Here is a 17,047-nt window from a genome sequence, read left to right as displayed (position 1 = left end):
CACACAACTCACGGAGGAACGATGAGAAGTGGCGGCGAAGAGGCCGTGGCCATCGTCGGTGCGGGATGCCGCTTCCCCGGCGGCGGCAACGGACCCGACGGGCTGTGGCGGCTCCTGCTGGACGGCACCGACGTGATCTCGGAAGTGCCCCCATCCCGCTGGGACCTGGATCGTTACTACGATCCCGATCCGGACACCCCGGGCATGATGTACACCCGGTGGGGCGGCTTCCTGCCGGACATCGAGCGGTTCGACTCGGCGTTCTTCGGCATCGCCCCGCACGAGGCCCGCCAGATGGACCCGCAGCAGCGGCTGCTGCTGGAAGTCGCATGGGAGGCCCTGGAGGACGCCGGCATCCGGCCGGGCGACCTGACCGGCTCACGCACCGCCGTGTTCACCGGCGGCCTCGGTCTCGACTACCTTCTGCGGCACGCCCGCGACGCGGGGATCGCGGGGATCGACCCCTGGTACGCCACGGGCAAGGAGTCCAGCTTCACCTCCGGCCGCCTTTCGTACCTGCTCGGGCTCAACGGGCCGAGCCTCTCGCTGAACACCGCCTGTTCCTCCTCCCTGGTCGCCGTTCACCTGGCCCGGCAGTCGCTGCTCTCCGGAGAGTCGGACGCCGCCCTGGTCGGCGGCGTCAACCTGCTGCTCTCTCCCGAGCTGACCGTGTTCATGTGCAAGGCCGGCGCGATGGCGCCGGACGGCCGCTGCAAGGTGTTCGACACCGCGGCCAACGGCATCGTGCGCGGCGACGGCTGCGCCGTTCTCGTGCTGAAGCGACTCGGCGACGCGCTGGCCGACGGCGACGACGTCCTCGCCGTCATCCGCGGATCGGCCGTGAATCACGACGGGCACAGCGCGGGCCTGACCGTGCCGAGTGCCACCGCGCAGCAGCGGCTGCTGACAGACGCCCTGGCCGCGGCGCGGATCGAACCGCACGAGGTGGGGTACGTCGAGGCACACGGGACCGGCACGCCACTGGGCGACCCGATCGAGGTGTGGGCGCTCGGCGACGTGCTCGGGCGCGGCCGGAGTGCCCAACAGCCGTTGGTGATCGGGTCGGTGAAGACCAACCTCGGCCACACCGACGCCGCCGCGGGCATCACCGGCCTGCTGAAGGCCGCGCTCGTGGTCCGCCACGGCCGGATACCACCGCACCTGCACCTGAGGCAGCCGAACCCGAACATCGAGTGGGACCGGTGGCCGCTCCGGGTGCCCACCGAAGGGCCACTGGACTGGCCGGGCCCCGCCGATCGGCCGCGAATCGCCGGAGTGAGCGCGTTCGGGCTCAGCGGCACCAACGCCCACGTCCTGGTCGAGTCACCACCGCGGTCCCCCGCCTCGGGCGGCGGCGAGAACGCCGACGACGGGCGGACCTTGGTGCTGCCCCTGTCGGCGCGCTCCGGCACGGCACTGCGGGAGCTGGCCGCGGCCCACCGGGACCGGCTGCGGGGCAACGGCTCGCCGGACGGCGAGCCGGCGGACATCGCGTCGTTCGTCCGGACGGCGGCCACCCGCCGCACCCACCACGCCGAGCACCGGCTCGCCGTCACCGGCGACAGCGCGGCCGAACTCGCGGACACGCTGGACGAGTTCACCAACGGCGTGCCCGACGCCGGCCGCCCGGCCAGCGACGCCGGTCCGGGCGGGGTGTGCTTCGTCTTCTCCGGACAGGGTGGGCAATGGGCCCGGATGGGGCTGCGGTTGTGGGAGCGGGAGCCCGTTTTCCGCGCCGCGCTCGACGAGTGCGACGCATGGGTCCGCCGGACCGCGGGCTGGTCGGTGGTCGAGGAGCTGTCCGCGGAGGAGGATGTCTCACGGCTCGCCGACACGGAGATCACGCAGCCGGTGGTGTTCTCCGTCCAAGTGGCGCTCGCCGCACTGTGGCGGTCCTGGGGCGCGGAGCCGACCGCCGTGGTCGGCCACAGCATGGGTGAGATCGCCGCCGCGCATGTGGCGGGCGTGCTGGACATCGCCGACGCCGTTCGGATCGTCGTGCACCGCGGACGGCTCCTCGCCGGGGCCGCCGGCCGGGGCATGATGGCGGCCGTCGCGCTGCCGGAGGCCGAGGTCCGCGAGGTGCTCGCCCCCTATGGCGACCGGCTGTGCGTGGCCGCGGCGAACGCGCCGGCCAGCACCGTCATCGCCGGGGAGCCGGAGGCGGTCCACACCGTGACCGCGGCACTACGGGCCGACGGGCACACCTGCCGCACGCTTCCCGGTGAATACGCCTTTCACAGTGCGCAGATGGCCCCCTTTCAGCCGGAGCTCATCGCACTGCTCGGCGGCCTCGCCCCGCGGGAGCCGCGTATTCCCATCGTCACCACCACCCCGGGCGACGGCCGGTTCGACGCGGAGCACTGGGGGCGCAACGTCCGCGAATCCGTTCGGTTCACGGAGGCCGTGACCGAGCTGCTGAACGCCGGGCACCGGACGTTCGTCGAGCTCGGACCGCACCCGGTGCTCGCTCAGCCACTCGTGCAGTGCCTGGAGGCCGCGGGGCTCGATGGCACCGTCGTGCCATCGCTGCGCCGCGACAACGACGACGTACGCGTCATCCGCACCTCGCTGGCCACGCTGTTCGCCAGCGGTCTGAACGTGGCATGGGACGCGGTCTCCCCGGCCGGCGGCGTAAACAAACGGCTGCCGCGCTATCCGTGGCAGGGCGACCGGCTGTGGTTCGAGGTGCCCCCGGCCCAAGGAGCATTGCCCGCGGCGGGGGAACTCACCTCGCTGCACGGTGAACTCACCCTGTACGACTCCACCGGCCGGATGGTGGCGAAGGCACCCGGGCTGCGCCTCGTCCCCGCCGGGGACACGGACGCCGCCACTCCGCCCGAGCCCGAGCCCGTGCCCGTGCCCGCCGCGACGGCCGCCCGGCGCCCGGGCCGGGAGGAACTGGCCGACCTCGTCGCGAAAAAGGCGGCCGCCGTGCTCGGCCTGCCCGAGGGCGGCGCCCTGGCCCGCCGCCGGGGATTCACCGAACTGGGAATGGACAGCCTCGGCACGGTCGAGCTGGCCCGTCAACTCCAGCAAGCGCTGGGCATCCGCGTGCCGAAGACGGCCGCACTCGACCACCCCACCGTGGAGCGGCTCGCCGACTACCTGCATCAGCGGTTCCCCGCGCTCCCCGAGGCCGCCACGCCACCCGCGGCGAAGGGGGCTCCCGCCCCCGGGCGTGCCGCGGACCCGTCGCCCGAGCCGATCGCCGTCGTCGGCCTCGGCTGTCGCTTCCCGGGCGGAGCGAACGGCCCCGACGCCTACTGGCGGATGCTCCGCGAGGGCGTGGACGCCGTCGGCGCGGCACCCGAGGACCGGTTCGCCGGTTCGCGGATCTGGTACGGCGGCTTCCTGGACGGTGTCGACCAGTTCGACGCGCCGTTCTTCCGGATCTCCCCGCGCGAGGCAAAGGTGATGGATCCGCAGCAGCGGATCTTCCTCGAAGTGGCCTGGGAGGCGCTCGAACACGCCGGGCAGCCCGCGACCGCGCTGGCGGGCACCCGCACCGGCGTCTTCCTCGGCATGAACTCCACGGATTACGCGAACATCGTCACCAGCCACCCCGCCAACGTGGACGCCTTCTACGGCACCGGGAACTCGTTCACCGCCGCGGCCGGCCGGCTGTCGTATCTGCTGGGGGTACATGGGCCGAGCCTCGCCGTCGACACGGCGTGCTCCTCGTCGCTGGTCGCGGTCCACCTGGCCATGACCAGCCTGCGGTCCGGCGAGAGCGAGATCGCCATCGCCGGCGGCGTCAACCTCATCCTCAGCGACGTCATCCACCGCTCCACCAGCGCCATGGGCGCGCTGGCCGGGGACGGCCGGTGCAAGACGTTCGACGCCACGGCGGACGGCTACACCCGCGGCGAGGGATGCGGTGTCGTCGTGCTGAAGCCGCTGTCGGCCGCGCTCACCGACGGCGACAACGTTCTCGCGGTGCTTCTCGGCTCAGCCGTCAACCAGGACGGGCCGAGCAGCGGCCTGACCGTACCGAACGGGCCCGCCCAGGAAGACCTGCTGCGCCGTGCCCTGGCGAACGCGGGCGTGGCCCCCGGCGAGGTCGGCTATGTGGAGGCGCACGGCACCGGCACCCCGCTGGGCGACCCCATCGAGTTGCAGGCGCTCGGCGCGGCGCTGGGCGCGCGGGACGACGTCTGCCTGGTCGGCTCGGTCAAGACCAACGTCGGTCATCTGGAGGCGGCCTCCGGCATCGCCGGGCTGATCAAGACGGTACTGGCGCTGCACCACGGGGAGATCCCGCCCCATCTGCACTTCACCGAGCCGAGCCCCGACATCCCGTGGGACGAGCTGCCGCTGCGCGTCCCGGTGGAACGCACGCCGTGGACATCGAACGGCGGGCGGCGGGTGGCGGGCGTCAGCGCCTTCGGCTTCAGTGGGACGAACGCGCATGTCGTTCTCGCCGAGCCGCCCGGGGACGCGGAGCCGGAGACGGAACGGCCCTCGATTCCCGGGCAGTCCGGCACGGGTCTCGCGCAGGACACGTACGCGCTGCCGCTGTCCGCCGCCGGCCGGACCGCGCTCCAGGCCCAGGCCCGCGCCTGGAGCGAGCTGCTGAGCGCGGACGCCACCGAGGAGGCTGTGCCACCGTCCAGTCCGCGGCACCTCACCTACACCGCGGCCCTGCGCCGCAGCCACCTGGAGCACCGTGTGGTCGTCGTGGGTGACGACCGGCCGCAGCTCGCACAGCGGCTGGAGGCGTTCGCGCGCGGCGAGGACCAACCGGGCGTCGTCACCGGTCGGGCCGCGGCGGAGCCGCAACGCGGCCCGGTGTTCATCTTCTCCGGTCATGGCTCGTTCTGGCGCGGCATGTGCCAGGACCTGATCCGGAAGGACACGGTCTTCCGGGAGGCGATCGAACGCGGTGACCGGGCGATGCGTCCATACCTGGACTGGTCGATCGCCGCGCTGCTCGCCGAGGGCAAGGAGCCGGCGGCCGAACTGGACCAGCAGTTCCTGCTGTTCGGAGTGCAGTACGCGCTGGTGGAGACGTGGCGGCGGCTCGGTGTCGAGCCGGCCGCGGTGACCGGGCACAGCATGGGCGAGGTGTCGGCGGCGCTGTGCGCGGGGGCCCTCGACCTCGACCAGGCCGTCGAGGTGATGGTGTGCCGTACCCAGGTGTTGACGGATCTGATGGGCCGGGGCGGCATGGCCGTCGTGGGCCTGGACCAGGAGCGCACCACCGAGGAACTCGCCGGCTTTGAGGACCGGCTGTGCGTCTCCATCGTCAACAGCCGGCGTTCGACGGTGATTTCGGGTGAGATCGCGGCGCTGGCCGAGATCGAGGCCAGAATGAAGGAGCGCAACATCTTCTTCCGGCCCGTGGCGGCCGGCGCTCCCGCGCACAGTCCGCTGGCGGAGCCGATGCGTGAACGCCTGGTGGAGCGGCTGGCCGGGCTGCGGCCCGCCGAGCCGACCGTGCCCATCTACTCCTCGGTAACGGGTGGCCTGGTGAACGAGCCGCTCAACGCGGAGTTCTGGGGGCGCAACCTGCGCGACACGGTGCGGTTCGCCGATGCGATCCGCGCGCTCGCGGCCGATGGCCACACCACGTTCATCGAACTGTCTCCGCACCCGCTCCAGCTCACGCCGACGGAGCACGAGCTGGACGCGGCCGGGATCGACGACCGTCTGCTCGTTCCCTCGCTGACCCGGGAGACGGACTCCTCGCTCGCGCTGCTGTCGGCCTTCGGGTCACTTCACGCGGCCGGCCGCTCCGTTGACTGGGGGCGGCTCCACCCGCGGGGCGGCCGGCTGGCGGACGCCCCCGGCTACCCATGGCAGCACAAGCGGTACTGGGTGGATCACGAAGGAGCGGCGGGCGCCACGACCACTTTCGGCGCAACGGCGAGCGCCGGCGGGCGGCACCCGCTTCTCACCCGGGACCTGCGGGCCGCGGGCGGGTCGCGCACGCGCATCGTGGAGGCGGACATCGACGCCCGGCTGGCCGCCGACATGGGCGCGGAGCCGGTGGGCGACCACCTGAGGCTGCCGGCCGCCGCCTGGCTGGAGATGGTGCTGGCCGCGATCTCCGGTGACGGCGGCCGTTACTGCGACCTGAAGGACGTGCGACTGCCGGGCTCGTGGCTGAGTGCTCCGGACACCGAGAGCGTGGCCCAACTGACGCTGACCCCGGAACCCGGCGGGGCGTGGGCCTTCACCGTGCACGGGCGGGCCGACGGCACCGACGCGCCGTCCCTGCCGCTCGCCACGGGGCGAGCGGTGCGCGGCGGCGGCCGGAGGGTGTCCGGCACGGCGTTCCCGACGGGCCCGCTCCTCCCGCCGGACGAGCACGTGGCGCGGTGGTGCTCGGCGCGCGGCGGCAGCGGCGCGCTGCGCGCCGTGGCCGCGGCCCGCGAGGGAGACGCCATCCAGGTGGAGGTGGACTGCGGGCCCGCGGCGATGCGGTGGCGGATGCGGCCGGACGTACTGGAGCTCGCGCTGCGGCTGCCGTCGCTGCTCGGGGACAGCGGCGACACCGCGGAACTGCTGCCGCACCACATCGCGTCGGCCGCGGTGTACGGAACTCCGGGCCGGCGACTGGTGATCGGCGCTCGGCGTGCGAACACCGAGGGTGGCGAGCCGTGCGCCGACGTGTGGCTGGCCACTCCCGAGGGAACGCCGCTCGCCGAGCTGCGCGGGGTGCGGCTCGCTCCCCCGCCGGGCCGGCTGCTCGACGCGGAAGAACGCCGGTCGGTGGCGGATCACTTCTACCGCGTCGACTGGCAGGAGCGACCTCGGCCGGCGGATCGGGAGGACGCGGCCGCGCCGTCCGCCGAGGGCGGCTGGTTGCTGCTGGGCGACCGGGGCGGGGTCGCCGACGCGTTGGCCGGTCTGCTGCGGGCCCGCGGCGGAACGGTGGAGGTGCTGGACGGCACGCCGGCCAACGAGATGTTCACCGCGACGCTGCGCGAGCTGCACCGGCGCTCCGGCTGCCGCGGCGTGGTGCATCTGGCCGCCCTCGACCTGCCGGAGCGCACTCCGGTCGCCGATGACCTGGCCGCGGCCGCCGCCGTGGCGGCGAGCCTGCCCGCGGTGGCCGCCACGGTGCAGGCCGTCACGGGGACCGCGAACCCAGCGCGCGTTCACTACGTCACGCGCGGCGCGACCGCGGTGCGGGCGGACGAGCTGCCCGCGCCTCTGCGCGCCCCCGCGTACCGGCTGGCCGGTGTCACGGGCGTGGAACGGGCCCCGGTGTGGGGTGGGGTGACCGACCTGGACCCCCTGTCGGTCGAACCGGAGCAGGACGCGGCCGAGCTGCTGGCGGAACTGCTCGGGGGGGACGGCGAGGACCACGTCGCCGTGCGCGCGGGCCGCAGACTGACCGCCCGAGTGGTCCGGTGCGCCGAACCGGAGCCGGTGTTCGTCGCCCCGGCGCTGCGCGCCGATCGCACCTATCTGGTCGCGGGCGATGACGGGGAACTGGCGGTCCACGCGGCGGCCTGGCTCACCGAGCACGGTGCCGGGCGCGTGGTCACCGCGGGCCGGCCGGCCGCCTCGTACAGCACGCCGAACGCGGTCGCCGACCTGATCGGTGAGGCCGAGCAGGCGGGGGCCCCGCTCGCCGGGGTGGTGTGGATCGGCGCGGACTGGAACCTCCGACCGCTGGACGCGGCACCACCCACCGGTCCGGAGATTCAGGGGCTGCTGGCGGACCGTTCCCTCGGGGCATGGCTGCTGCACGACATGTGCGCGGAACGAGGCCTGGAACTGGACCTGTTCGTGGTGTTCACGTCCGTCGCCTCGCTGTGGGGCGCCGCCGGGGCCGGGCATCAGGCGGCCCCGGACGGGCTGCTGGCCGCACTGACAGAGCATCGGCGGGCACTCGGCCTGGCGGCTTCCCAGTTGGCGTATGCCCCCTGGGAGGATGTCGGACTGCTCGACGACGCCAGCCGGTCCCTGCTGCTGCGCAGCGGGCTGAAGCCCCTGTCCCCCGCTGCGGGAACTCAGCTCCTGGGGCATGCCCTCGCGGGTGCCCATGACTCCGTGGCCCTGGCGCAAGTCGACTGGTCACTGCTCCTGCCGCTGTACCGTCAGTCCCTGTCCTGGCCGCTGTTCGACGACATGGCGGCGTCGGGCCGGGCGGTGCCGGACGGCACTGATGAGCTGCTGGCGCGTCTTGCCGCACTGCCGATGGCGGAGCGGGACGAGTTGCTGCTCGACCTGGTGCTGGAGGAAGTGGCCGTCGTCCTCGGTATGGATGACGCGGAGAACCTCGAACCGCGGCAGGGCTTCTTCGAGATGGGGGTCAGCTCCATCACCGCGGTGGAGCTGCGGATCAGGCTGGAGCGGCGCTTCGCCTGCAAGCTGCCCGCGACGCTCGCGTTCGAGCAGCCCACCAGCGAGGCCGTCGCCCGTTACCTGACCGCCGAGGTGCTCGGTCAGCCGGCCGGGGACTCCTCGCGCACGCCCGCCCCCGAGCCTCCTCCCGCGTCGGCACCGGCGGCGACGAAGGGAGCGGCGGACGGCGCGGTCGACCTCTTCACACTCCTGGACGACGAGATCAACGCTGTCAACGACCTGCTCGACAGGGATTCCTTCTGACGCGCCGGTCCCCTCGCGGGAAGGCGCCGGGGCGGGCACGCGACGCCCCGGCGCCGCCGTCGTACGCGGCTGTCCCGGATTCCTTGACGGAGGCCATGGTCGCGGGGCATTTCGAGGAACTGGCGAGGGCGACGCAGCCCCGCGCGGGTCAGCCCGGTCGTCGAACTGATCCACCGCCGAGCGCTGTCGGGACCTGAGGTCATCGACCGGGGTATGGCGCTCGGCGGCTCCCGCCCGCGTCGGATTCCGGAGACAGCGGCAGTGCTCCGGTCAGATAGCGTTGCACGGCGGGGCCCACGACGCGGACCACGACCTCGGTGTCCAACGACGCCATCGGCTGTTCCCGCACCACGTAGCGGGTGAGTGCCACTCCGACGAGCTGCGAGGCGACGAAGGTGGCCCGCACCTCCGGGTCCGGCCTGCCGATCGCCTGGGCCACCGGCACCAGCACCCGCGAGGTCACGAAGTCGCGCAGCATGTCGGCGGCACCGTCGTGCGTCAGCGCCGAGCGCAGCAGGCCCAGCATTTTGCCGGTTGTCGCTTCGCCCTCCCACAATCTGAGGAATACGCGGGTCAGCTCCTCCCCCATGGTGCACTCGCCGCCCTGAACGGTGACGGCGGCCACCAGGTCCGCCGGCTGGAGGGCATCATTCATGACCGCGGCGAACAACTCCTCCTTGGAAGTGAAGAAGTGGCGAACAAGCGCCGCGTCCACTTCCGCGGCCTTGGCTATGGCCCTGATCGAAGCCATTTCATAACCGTGCTTCGCGAAGGCGGATTCCGCTGCGGCAAGAATCGTCTGCCGCCTCGACGTAGTGCCTGGACGACGCCCTATGGGCCTGCGTCGCGCTGTTGTCGCCTCGTCCGGCGCCTGGGGCTCTTCCGGCTCCTCCGACGTGCCCATGAAAACCTCCTGTTCCGTCAGAATGCACCACCTGCCGACGCCAACTCTACGGCTCTTTGCACCGGTTGTTGCCTGGGTCGGCGAATACCCGGGTGCCTCCGCACAGTTATGGCCGCCGTGGGAGCAAGGATGTTAAGTGACTTCCCAATGAGGATGTCAAGCGGCCGTGGCGACCGGTCGTGCCGCCGTCAGCACACGCCATGGTGACGGCTTCTCGCCGGTGTTCCCCGGCCCGGACCTCGGGCCCGGACACCCCTCTCCTCTCCCTGCGGCAGAGGCCGGGAAGCCGGAGCGGCTGAGCGAAAGACAAGCGGTCCTCCAGTGCGCTGGCGCACCCTCAACAGGGTCGAGCACTGCATCGGCGCTCCTCGTCCGACCTACAGGAGAAACCAGTGACGGCGACAGACCGTGAAACGATCTACAAGGCCATCAGCACCTACATCCAGGACAATTTCCTGGATGACGAGGATGTCCCGGAGTTGACGGCGGACGCGCCTCTGCTGGAGTGGGGCGTACTCACCTCGATGAACACTTCTCTGCTGCTCGCCTTCATCAGGAACGAGCTTCGCGTGGTTGTCCCGCCGACGCACCTCACCGGACAGCATTTCGGCAATCTGCGGAGCATAACGGACACGGTGCACAAACTGGCCCACCCGTCCGCCTGACCATCCGGTTCCGCCGGACCGCATCTCGCTTTCCGACAAGACGACCGATCAGAAGTGGAGAGTAAATCGTGGACGCTGAGTTCGACATCGGCATCATCGGAGGTGGCCCGGCCGGGTCCACCGCTGCCTCGTACCTGGCCAAGGCGGGATTGTCAGTCGCCGTCTTCGAAGCCGAGAACTTCCCCCGGGACCACGTGGGTGAATCCCTTGTGCCGGCCACCACGCCGGTTCTCCTGGAGATCGGCGCCATGGAGAAGATCGAGGCGGCCGGCTTCCCCAAGAAGTTCGGCGCGGCCTGGACGTCCGCGGAACAGCGTGACATCGACCACATGGGGTTCCGTGGCCTGACCCACGATTTCCGCGCCGCCGAGATCCTCTTCAGTGAGCGTGACCAGCCGGGCGTCGACCGGGACTACACGTTCCACGTCGATCGCAGCAAGTTCGACCTCATCCTGCTGAAGCACGCCGAGAGCCTGGGCGCCAAGGTGTACCAGGGCGTGCGGGTCGGCAAGGTCGACTTCTCGGGCGAACTCCCGCAGATCGGGGTGAAGATAGGCGGGCGGCACCGGCGGGTGCCGGTGAAGATGGTGGTGGATGCGAGCGGCCGCCGGACCCACCTGGGCACGCAGGAGAACTTCAAGGTCCCGGACCCGGTGTTCAATCAGTACGCGGTGCACACCTGGTTCGACGGCCTGGACCGCAAGGCGCTCGCGGTCAACAAGGACCAGGCCGACTACATCTTCATCCACTTCCTGCCGGTGACGGACACCTGGGTCTGGCAGATCCCGATCACCGACACGGTCACCTCGATCGGCGTGGTCAGCCAGAAGAGCCGGTTCAAGACATACAGCGGCGACCGCGAGAAGTTCTTCTGGGACACCGTCGCCAGTCGTCCCGAGCTGTTCGACGTGCTGAAGAGGGCCGAACAGGTCAAGCCACTCAAGACCGAGGGCGACTACAGCTACGGCATGAAGCAGATCGCCGGCGACAACTTCGTCCTCATCGGCGACGCCGCCCGGTTCGTGGACCCGATCTTCTCCAGCGGTGTCAGCGTGGCCCTCAACAGTGCGCGGATCGCGTGCGAGGACATCGTCGCGGCGGCCAAGAACGGTGACTTCTCTCGGGCGCAGTTCTCGACCTACGAGACGAAGCTTCGCCGTGGGGTGCGCAACTGGTACGAGTTCATCTCGATCTACTACCGTCTGAACATCCTGTTCACGGCGTTCGTGCAGGACGATCGGTACCGCCTGGATGTCCTGAAGATGCTTCAGGGGGACGTGTACGACGACGAGGAGCCGAAGGCGCTCGCCGCGATGCGGGAGATCGTCGAGGCCGTGGAAAACGACCCGAGTCACTTGTGGTACCCGTACCTGGGTGACCTCAAGGCCCCCTCGGCCGCACCAAGTTTCTGATCTGCTCCGTTCGTCCCGTGATGGAGGGCCAGCCGTGCGGCTGGCCCTCCACTCCGTTCAACCGACGGGACGCCCGGTGAGCACAGCCTGCTGGATCCGCTGGAGCTTGACGGAAGGTTCGAGTCCGAGCTCCCTCACCAGGCAACTCCGCAACCGCTGGTACGCCTCCAGCGCGCGCCAGGGATTGCCCGCGCCCTGCAGGGCAACCATGAGCTGTGCGCAGAAGTTCTCGTTCAGGGGCTGCTGAGCCACCAGCACACGAAGCTCCGGAATGAGCTCCGCGTGTCGGCCGATTTCCAGGTCCGCCTCGATCCGCCGTTCCAGGGCAGACATGCGACGCTCCTCCAAACGCAGCGCCTCGAGCTCAAGTACGCTGCCGACCCGGACGTCGACCAGGGCGGGGCCCCGCCACAGCGCGAGCGCCTGCCCATACTGCTGAGAGGCGCCCTGGTGGTCACCGACCGCCGCGGCGCGGCGTCCGGACTCGACGAGCTGCTCGAACTTCATGTAGTCCAGCGTGCCGAGCCCCACGTTCAAGATGTAGCTGCCGTGGCGGGTTTCCAGGACATCCTTGGCCTGGCGCGTCGGGTCATCGACCAGCGCATCGGCGATCTTTCTTCTGAGTTGAAGGATGTAGGTCTGCAGGGTGGTTGCGGCGCTGCGCGGTATGGACTCGCCCCACAGCTCCTCCATCAGCGTCGAGACGGTCACGACCCGGTCGGCATGCAGCGCCAGCAGAGCCAGTAACTGCCGGGGCTTCGCCGCGCTGGGCACGATGGACACCCCGTGGTCCTGGGCGGTGAACGGTCCGAGTATGTTGATCTCCATCTGCGCCTCTTCCTCATCTGCACCGAACCCTGAGTGGCCGGCACACGGCCACCGGTGCGCGCCCTCGGAGCCTGGCAGACGGAAAGCGAATCCTCCCAGTGATGGGCTCACGTGGCAGGGCATGAAATTTTCATGTCTTGGAAGTGCTCTCGCCACTGTCCGCGCGGGGCACCGAGGCGGGAGACTCGTCAGCTTGACCACTCACCTGGACGCGGGTCCGACCCCCCGGATACCCCACTCGGACACCTTGGACGGGCCTGTCTCAGGCCGGACAGTTGGAATGCCGGTCTAAGAAATCACCACGCGCCAGCTTGTTTGCATCTCCATCACACGCCGAACAGGACCCCTCCCGAGCGCGGTCCTATAGTCTGAATCGACTAATGACCACCATGAGGAGTTCCTTGATGGCTGGCTTTTACGGGGCCCGTGAGATCCCGAGTAGCTCGTATCCGATTTGCCCACTGTGCGCAGCTTTGACACGGAGAAGAGACAGAAAGGGGGCAGTAACACTCCGTATCACACCTTCTCTGCGTGCCGTTTCCTTATCCCGACCCAGCGCGGACGGAGAAAGCATGGAGGAGGGATTGACCGGTCCCGCCCTCCCGCCCTCCCGCCGGGCCGCCCCGGGCCGAGCGTGCCCGAGGTTCTCTCTCCCGGAACGGGCCCACGGGATGACCTTCTCGCTGCACGATGTCGGCGCCGATGTCGCTGTCGACGTGAGATCGACGGTCAACGGCTACCGCACCGGCCGCTGGCACACCGGACGCCACGGCGTCCGACGCCGGGCCGGAAATCGACCGGCACGGGACGCGATCCCGCGGCCAGGTACCGGTCGTGATGTTCAACAGAGGTTCTGAACAGGGCATTCGACGGGAGTGGCGGTGGCAGGGAACGCGACCATCCCGGCGACTGTTTGCGGCAGGTATCCGCAATGGATGAACCGGAGATCTTCTTCTCGTGAGTGTAGGTGGCCTTCCGACTGAGCGGCTGCCGAGTGTCCTGGTGAGTGAAGCGGGAGGGACCTCCCGCAGCAGGCGCGTGATCGAGGGCAAGAAAACGTGGGACCGAATATCCGGGGGAAGCTATGCAATCAGTGAAGGTACTGCTGGCCGAGGATTTGTCGATGATCAGGGGTGCGCTGATCGCCTTACTCGAGTTGGAGCCGGATCTGCGCGTGGTGACCTCCGTCGGACGGGGAGACGCGATTGTTCCGGCTGCCGTCCGCTCTCGACCGGATGTCGCGGTCATCGATATGGCATTGCCGGGCGGGGATGGTCTTTCCGCCGCAGCCGCGCTGCATGAGCGAGTGCCGACCTGCCGGACGTTGATACTTACCGCTCTCGGCCAGCCGGGGGCAATTCGGCGTGCACTGAGCACCGGAGTTTCCGGGTTACTGTTCAAAGACGCGCCCCCCGACCAACTGAGCAAGGCGGTCCGCGCAGTCGCGGCGGGTGGTCGGTTCATTGATCCCGAGCTTGCCCTGTCCGCCTGGGACGTGCAGGAGAACCCTCTGTCACCTCGGGAGCGCGAGGTGTTGCGATTTGCCGCCCAGGGTGCGGACACCGCTGAAATCGCCGGCTGCCTCTACCTCTCGGTGGGCACGGTCCGGAATTATCTGACCACGATAGTCGCCAAGCTCAATGCCCGGAACCGGATCGACGCGGTGCGCATCGCCACCCAGGCCGGCTGGATTTCCTGAGGCACTTCACACCATGTCGCCTGCCGCGGGCCCGGCCACCGCGCGGATCGCCCGGCGGGCCGACCCGCCGGTCGGCCCGTGACGCCCGAGAACCGGGCCACCCGGACGTTACCCCTCGCAGCGCTATGGCAGTTCACCTGCCTGCGCCCCATTCCCTTCATTCGCTCACGGCGCGCTCCACGAGGGTTCTCCGCACCCTCCGGCCGGCCAACGGCGACTCGGCGCTGAGTCCCGCGCACAGCGGGAACACGACGGCCCGTCCGGCTGTCCTGGTTTGCCACCGACCTCGCCGGTTCCTCACCGCCGGCGGTGCACGCCATCGCGGCTCGGATGCCGCCCCGCCCCGCGTCTCCCTGTCATGCGACGGCCTGCGAGAGCCGCGGATCGAGCCGGCACGGGGACGACGCCGCCGACCAGGATCTTCCGAGCCCAATACCCGGCGGCGGAACGGGTACCGGAATTCCCACACCGAGGAATTCCGGGAGGCGTCTCGATCCGGAAGCGTCCATTCCCAGAGCATGCCAGGACAACTACCACGTAAATTCAGCCACTCCTCGGAGTGTCCTACGGGCAGAGACCTGTACTTCTCACTTAACGCAGGAGTAGCCTTGCGCAAGCCGGAGGGGAGCACTCCAAGTCGAGCGAAGCCCGGTGGCCTGCGCGGCCCGAGGGTCTCGTCCGCCCGCAATGGCTCCAACTGATCGATTGCCAAAGGATCCTCTATGAAGCGCACAGTTCGCGACCTCAGCGGGCCCCTTGTCGTTGTGAACCGCTTCGCCGTGAAACAGGACCCACGCCTGTTCGAGCAGGAGTTCCTCCAGCACGTGGGTCGCATGGGCCGCCTTGGAAAAGTGGAGCTCATGGCGACGTTCCGCTCGCTGAACAGGCCGCAGATGTTCACGCACTTCGGCTTCTGGCGCACGCTGGGCGCGTTTCTCGAGGCCGTACACGATGAGGTGTTCCAGCGACAGGCCGAACACCTGGGTGCGCTCGTCGAGACCCGCGCCGACCAGGCAGAGTGCCTGGGGGAGGTGATCGGGTTCCGCGCTTCCGGACTTCTGAGATCCGCCCGGACCGTGGTCACCCAGTACCGGGTGACGGGCGACCGGGACGCCTTCGAGGAGCGCCTGTGGGCGCGCGCGGATCACCTGGCCCGCCACGGCGGCCCGAGTGGCGCCTGCATCTTCCGTTCCATCATATCGCCGCAGGAGTACACGACTCTCGATTGGGGAGAGGACTCCCATCTGTTCGAGTATGTGTGGCATTCTGACAGATTCCGGGAAATCGGCGCGGAAATTGCGGAGTTCGCGGTGTCGGAGACCGACGTGTCGCGGTGCGTGGCGGAGAAGGGCGGGCGGCTCACCGGCCTTCAGCGCTGGTACCCGGGAGTGGCCGTGTCCATGCGGTAGTCGTGCCACTGCGCTCCGGAAATAATTGAGTTCCGTTCGAGGATCCCCTTGCCGGAATTCCTCGGCCTGGGAGTTTCCCCGGCACCGGCGAAGCCGCCGCGCACCGGGGCATCTTGACCGCCTCTCTCTGCTCAGCGCGCGGGCAATGTGTAGGTCCAGCCCGGCTGCCAGGCGAAGGGGGTGCGGAGCGAGTCGAGCGGTGGCGCTCCGGCGAGGAGGCAGTCCAGTGCCCACTGGTTGGCCGTGTGGGCGATCAGCAGGACTCGCCTTCCGTCCCAGTCCCGGGCGAGGTCCTGGAGGAACGCGTCGGTGGCCGCCAGGACCTGCCGGTAGCTCTGGCCGCCGGGAAACGGTTCGTCGAGGTGCCGGGCCCGCCGGGCAGCGACGAGGTGGGAGGGGTGCCCGTTGAGGTCGCCGTAATCGCACTCCCGCAGGCGCGCGTCCTGGTGGAGCGGGGGCCGGCCGTCGGGGAACGCGATGCGGGCTGTCTCAACGGCGCGGTTCAAGTCGGAGGTGAACACGGCCGCGATGTCCTGGCGTCCGCGCCGCTCGCCGAGTTCGCGGGCCTCCCGGCGTCCCTGCTCCGACAGGTGGCCCTGGAGCCAACCGGTGGAGATTCCCGCCTCGTTGTCCGTGGTGGTGGAGTGCGCCTCATAGATGACCTCTACTGCCATGGTGGGACTCCCGAGTTGTGTTTGGGCCCGCTTGCCGCGGTCCTGGCGACGGCCGGAGAGTGTTCATCCCCGCCGGATGCCCTTGAAACGGTCGCGTTCGGCTCGCGGTGCCCAAGCCGGTCAAGTCAACGATCGTCCGGCCCTTCGCCGTTCGGGCGACGCCGCGCACCGCCCGTTCAGGACCGGTACTGCCGGCACTCACCGGTGAAGACGCTGTCGAGGCAGGCCCGGATGATCTCCTCGGCGGCCGCGCGCAGCGTGCGCCGCCCGACGGCTCGTGCCGGATCCTGGTAGAGCTGCTCGGCCAGCCCGTCCACGAGTGCCGTGACGCGGGTGGCCGCGAGGTCGGGGTCGAGGTGGGGCTCGACCTCGCCGCACTCCTTGCCGTTGTGGACGGCGACGGCCAACTGGCCCCGGATGTCGGCCGCCGCCGTTCGCGCGACCTCGGCCAGCGTGTCGTTCTCCAGCGACCGGCCCAGGAACGCGCGGGACACCCGGAATTCGCCGCGCCGCTCGTCGTCGATCGGGAGCAGCTCCAGCAGGCTGTCGAAGACGACCGCGGAAATGGTCCGTTTCCGCACCACTCCGTCCGCGATTCGTGCCGCCACCCGGTCATGAATGGCCTTGGTCACCTGGTTGTAGGCGAAGAGCAGCAGCTCGTCCTTGCTCCGGAAGTAGTGCTGCACGAGGCCGACGGAGTAGCCGGCCTCCCGGGCCACCCCGGCCACGGTCGCCGCGTCCAGCCCCTCGGTGGCCACAAGCCGGTGCACGGCCGCGGCGATCTGCCGGCGGCGGAGGTCATGGTCTGCGGTGCGTGCCACGCCATAACCGTATCAGTGTATGGTTTCGCCAAAACCATACGGCGATACGGTTATGCGCGGTCACCGCCCT

The 17,047-nt window shown here is 70.0% G+C and carries 9 protein-coding genes; 5 read left to right on the top strand and 4 right to left on the bottom strand.

Annotation, left to right across the window (positions count from 1 at the left end; genetic code table 11):
* The first annotated feature begins 21 nt into the window (after nucleotides 1-21).
* The gene (locus RM590_RS30725; protein WP_311708046.1) at nucleotides 22-8,565 is read left to right on the top strand and encodes a type I polyketide synthase; all 8,544 of its coding nucleotides are present in this window, start codon (nucleotides 22-24) and stop codon (nucleotides 8,563-8,565) included.
* 199 nt (nucleotides 8,566-8,764) lie between these two features.
* Here the strand turns inward: RM590_RS30725 and RM590_RS30720 are convergent, their stop codons facing one another.
* The gene (locus tag RM590_RS30720; protein ID WP_311708045.1) at nucleotides 8,765-9,469 is read right to left on the bottom strand and encodes a TetR/AcrR family transcriptional regulator; all 705 of its coding nucleotides are present in this window, start codon (nucleotides 9,467-9,469) and stop codon (nucleotides 8,765-8,767) included.
* Nucleotides 9,470-9,861: 392 nt separating this feature from the next.
* Here RM590_RS30720 and RM590_RS30715 point away from each other — a divergent pair, with 392 nt between their 5' ends.
* Together RM590_RS30715 and RM590_RS30710 are read left to right on the top strand one after the other, a co-directional pair.
* Nucleotides 9,862-10,134 carry an acyl carrier protein gene (locus tag RM590_RS30715; protein ID WP_311708044.1) on the top strand — a complete coding sequence of 91 codons (273 nt, stop codon included), beginning with the start codon at nucleotides 9,862-9,864 and terminating at the stop codon, nucleotides 10,132-10,134.
* A 68-nt stretch (nucleotides 10,135-10,202) separates the two neighbouring features.
* A complete protein-coding gene (locus tag RM590_RS30710; RefSeq protein ID WP_311708043.1) occupies nucleotides 10,203-11,546 on the top strand; it encodes an NAD(P)/FAD-dependent oxidoreductase in 1,344 nt (447 codons plus the stop codon).
* Nucleotides 11,547-11,603: 57 nt separating this feature from the next.
* On the opposite strand, the gene RM590_RS30705 is transcribed toward RM590_RS30710, so the two are convergent.
* Nucleotides 11,604-12,374 (bottom strand): AfsR/SARP family transcriptional regulator, encoded by a 771-nt coding sequence (locus tag RM590_RS30705; protein WP_311708042.1) that lies wholly within the window; start codon nucleotides 12,372-12,374, stop codon nucleotides 11,604-11,606.
* 1,084 nt (nucleotides 12,375-13,458) lie between these two features.
* On the opposite strand from RM590_RS30705, the gene RM590_RS30700 reads away from it, so the two are divergent.
* Nucleotides 13,459-14,073, top strand: a complete 615-nt coding sequence (locus RM590_RS30700) for a response regulator transcription factor (RefSeq protein ID WP_311708041.1) — start codon at nucleotides 13,459-13,461, stop codon at nucleotides 14,071-14,073.
* 722 nt (nucleotides 14,074-14,795) lie between these two features.
* The gene (locus RM590_RS30695; protein WP_311708040.1) at nucleotides 14,796-15,482 is read left to right on the top strand and encodes a hypothetical protein; all 687 of its coding nucleotides are present in this window, start codon (nucleotides 14,796-14,798) and stop codon (nucleotides 15,480-15,482) included.
* Between the two features lie 131 nt (nucleotides 15,483-15,613).
* On the opposite strand, the gene RM590_RS30690 is transcribed toward RM590_RS30695, so the two are convergent.
* Both RM590_RS30690 and RM590_RS30685 read right to left on the bottom strand, forming a co-directional pair.
* Nucleotides 15,614-16,156, bottom strand: coding sequence for a histidine phosphatase family protein (locus tag RM590_RS30690; RefSeq protein ID WP_311708039.1), 543 nt, complete (start codon nucleotides 16,154-16,156; stop codon nucleotides 15,614-15,616).
* Nucleotides 16,157-16,332: 176 nt separating this feature from the next.
* Entirely contained in the window at nucleotides 16,333-16,977 is a 645-nt protein-coding gene (locus RM590_RS30685; RefSeq protein ID WP_311708038.1) for a TetR/AcrR family transcriptional regulator, read from the bottom strand.
* Nucleotides 16,978-17,047 lie beyond the last annotated feature (70 nt).

Source organism: Streptomyces litchfieldiae (assembly GCF_031845365.1).
In the GTDB taxonomy this organism is placed as follows: domain Bacteria; phylum Actinomycetota; class Actinomycetes; order Streptomycetales; family Streptomycetaceae; genus Streptomyces; species Streptomyces litchfieldiae.
This window is presented reverse-complemented; position numbering and strand designations above follow the sequence as displayed.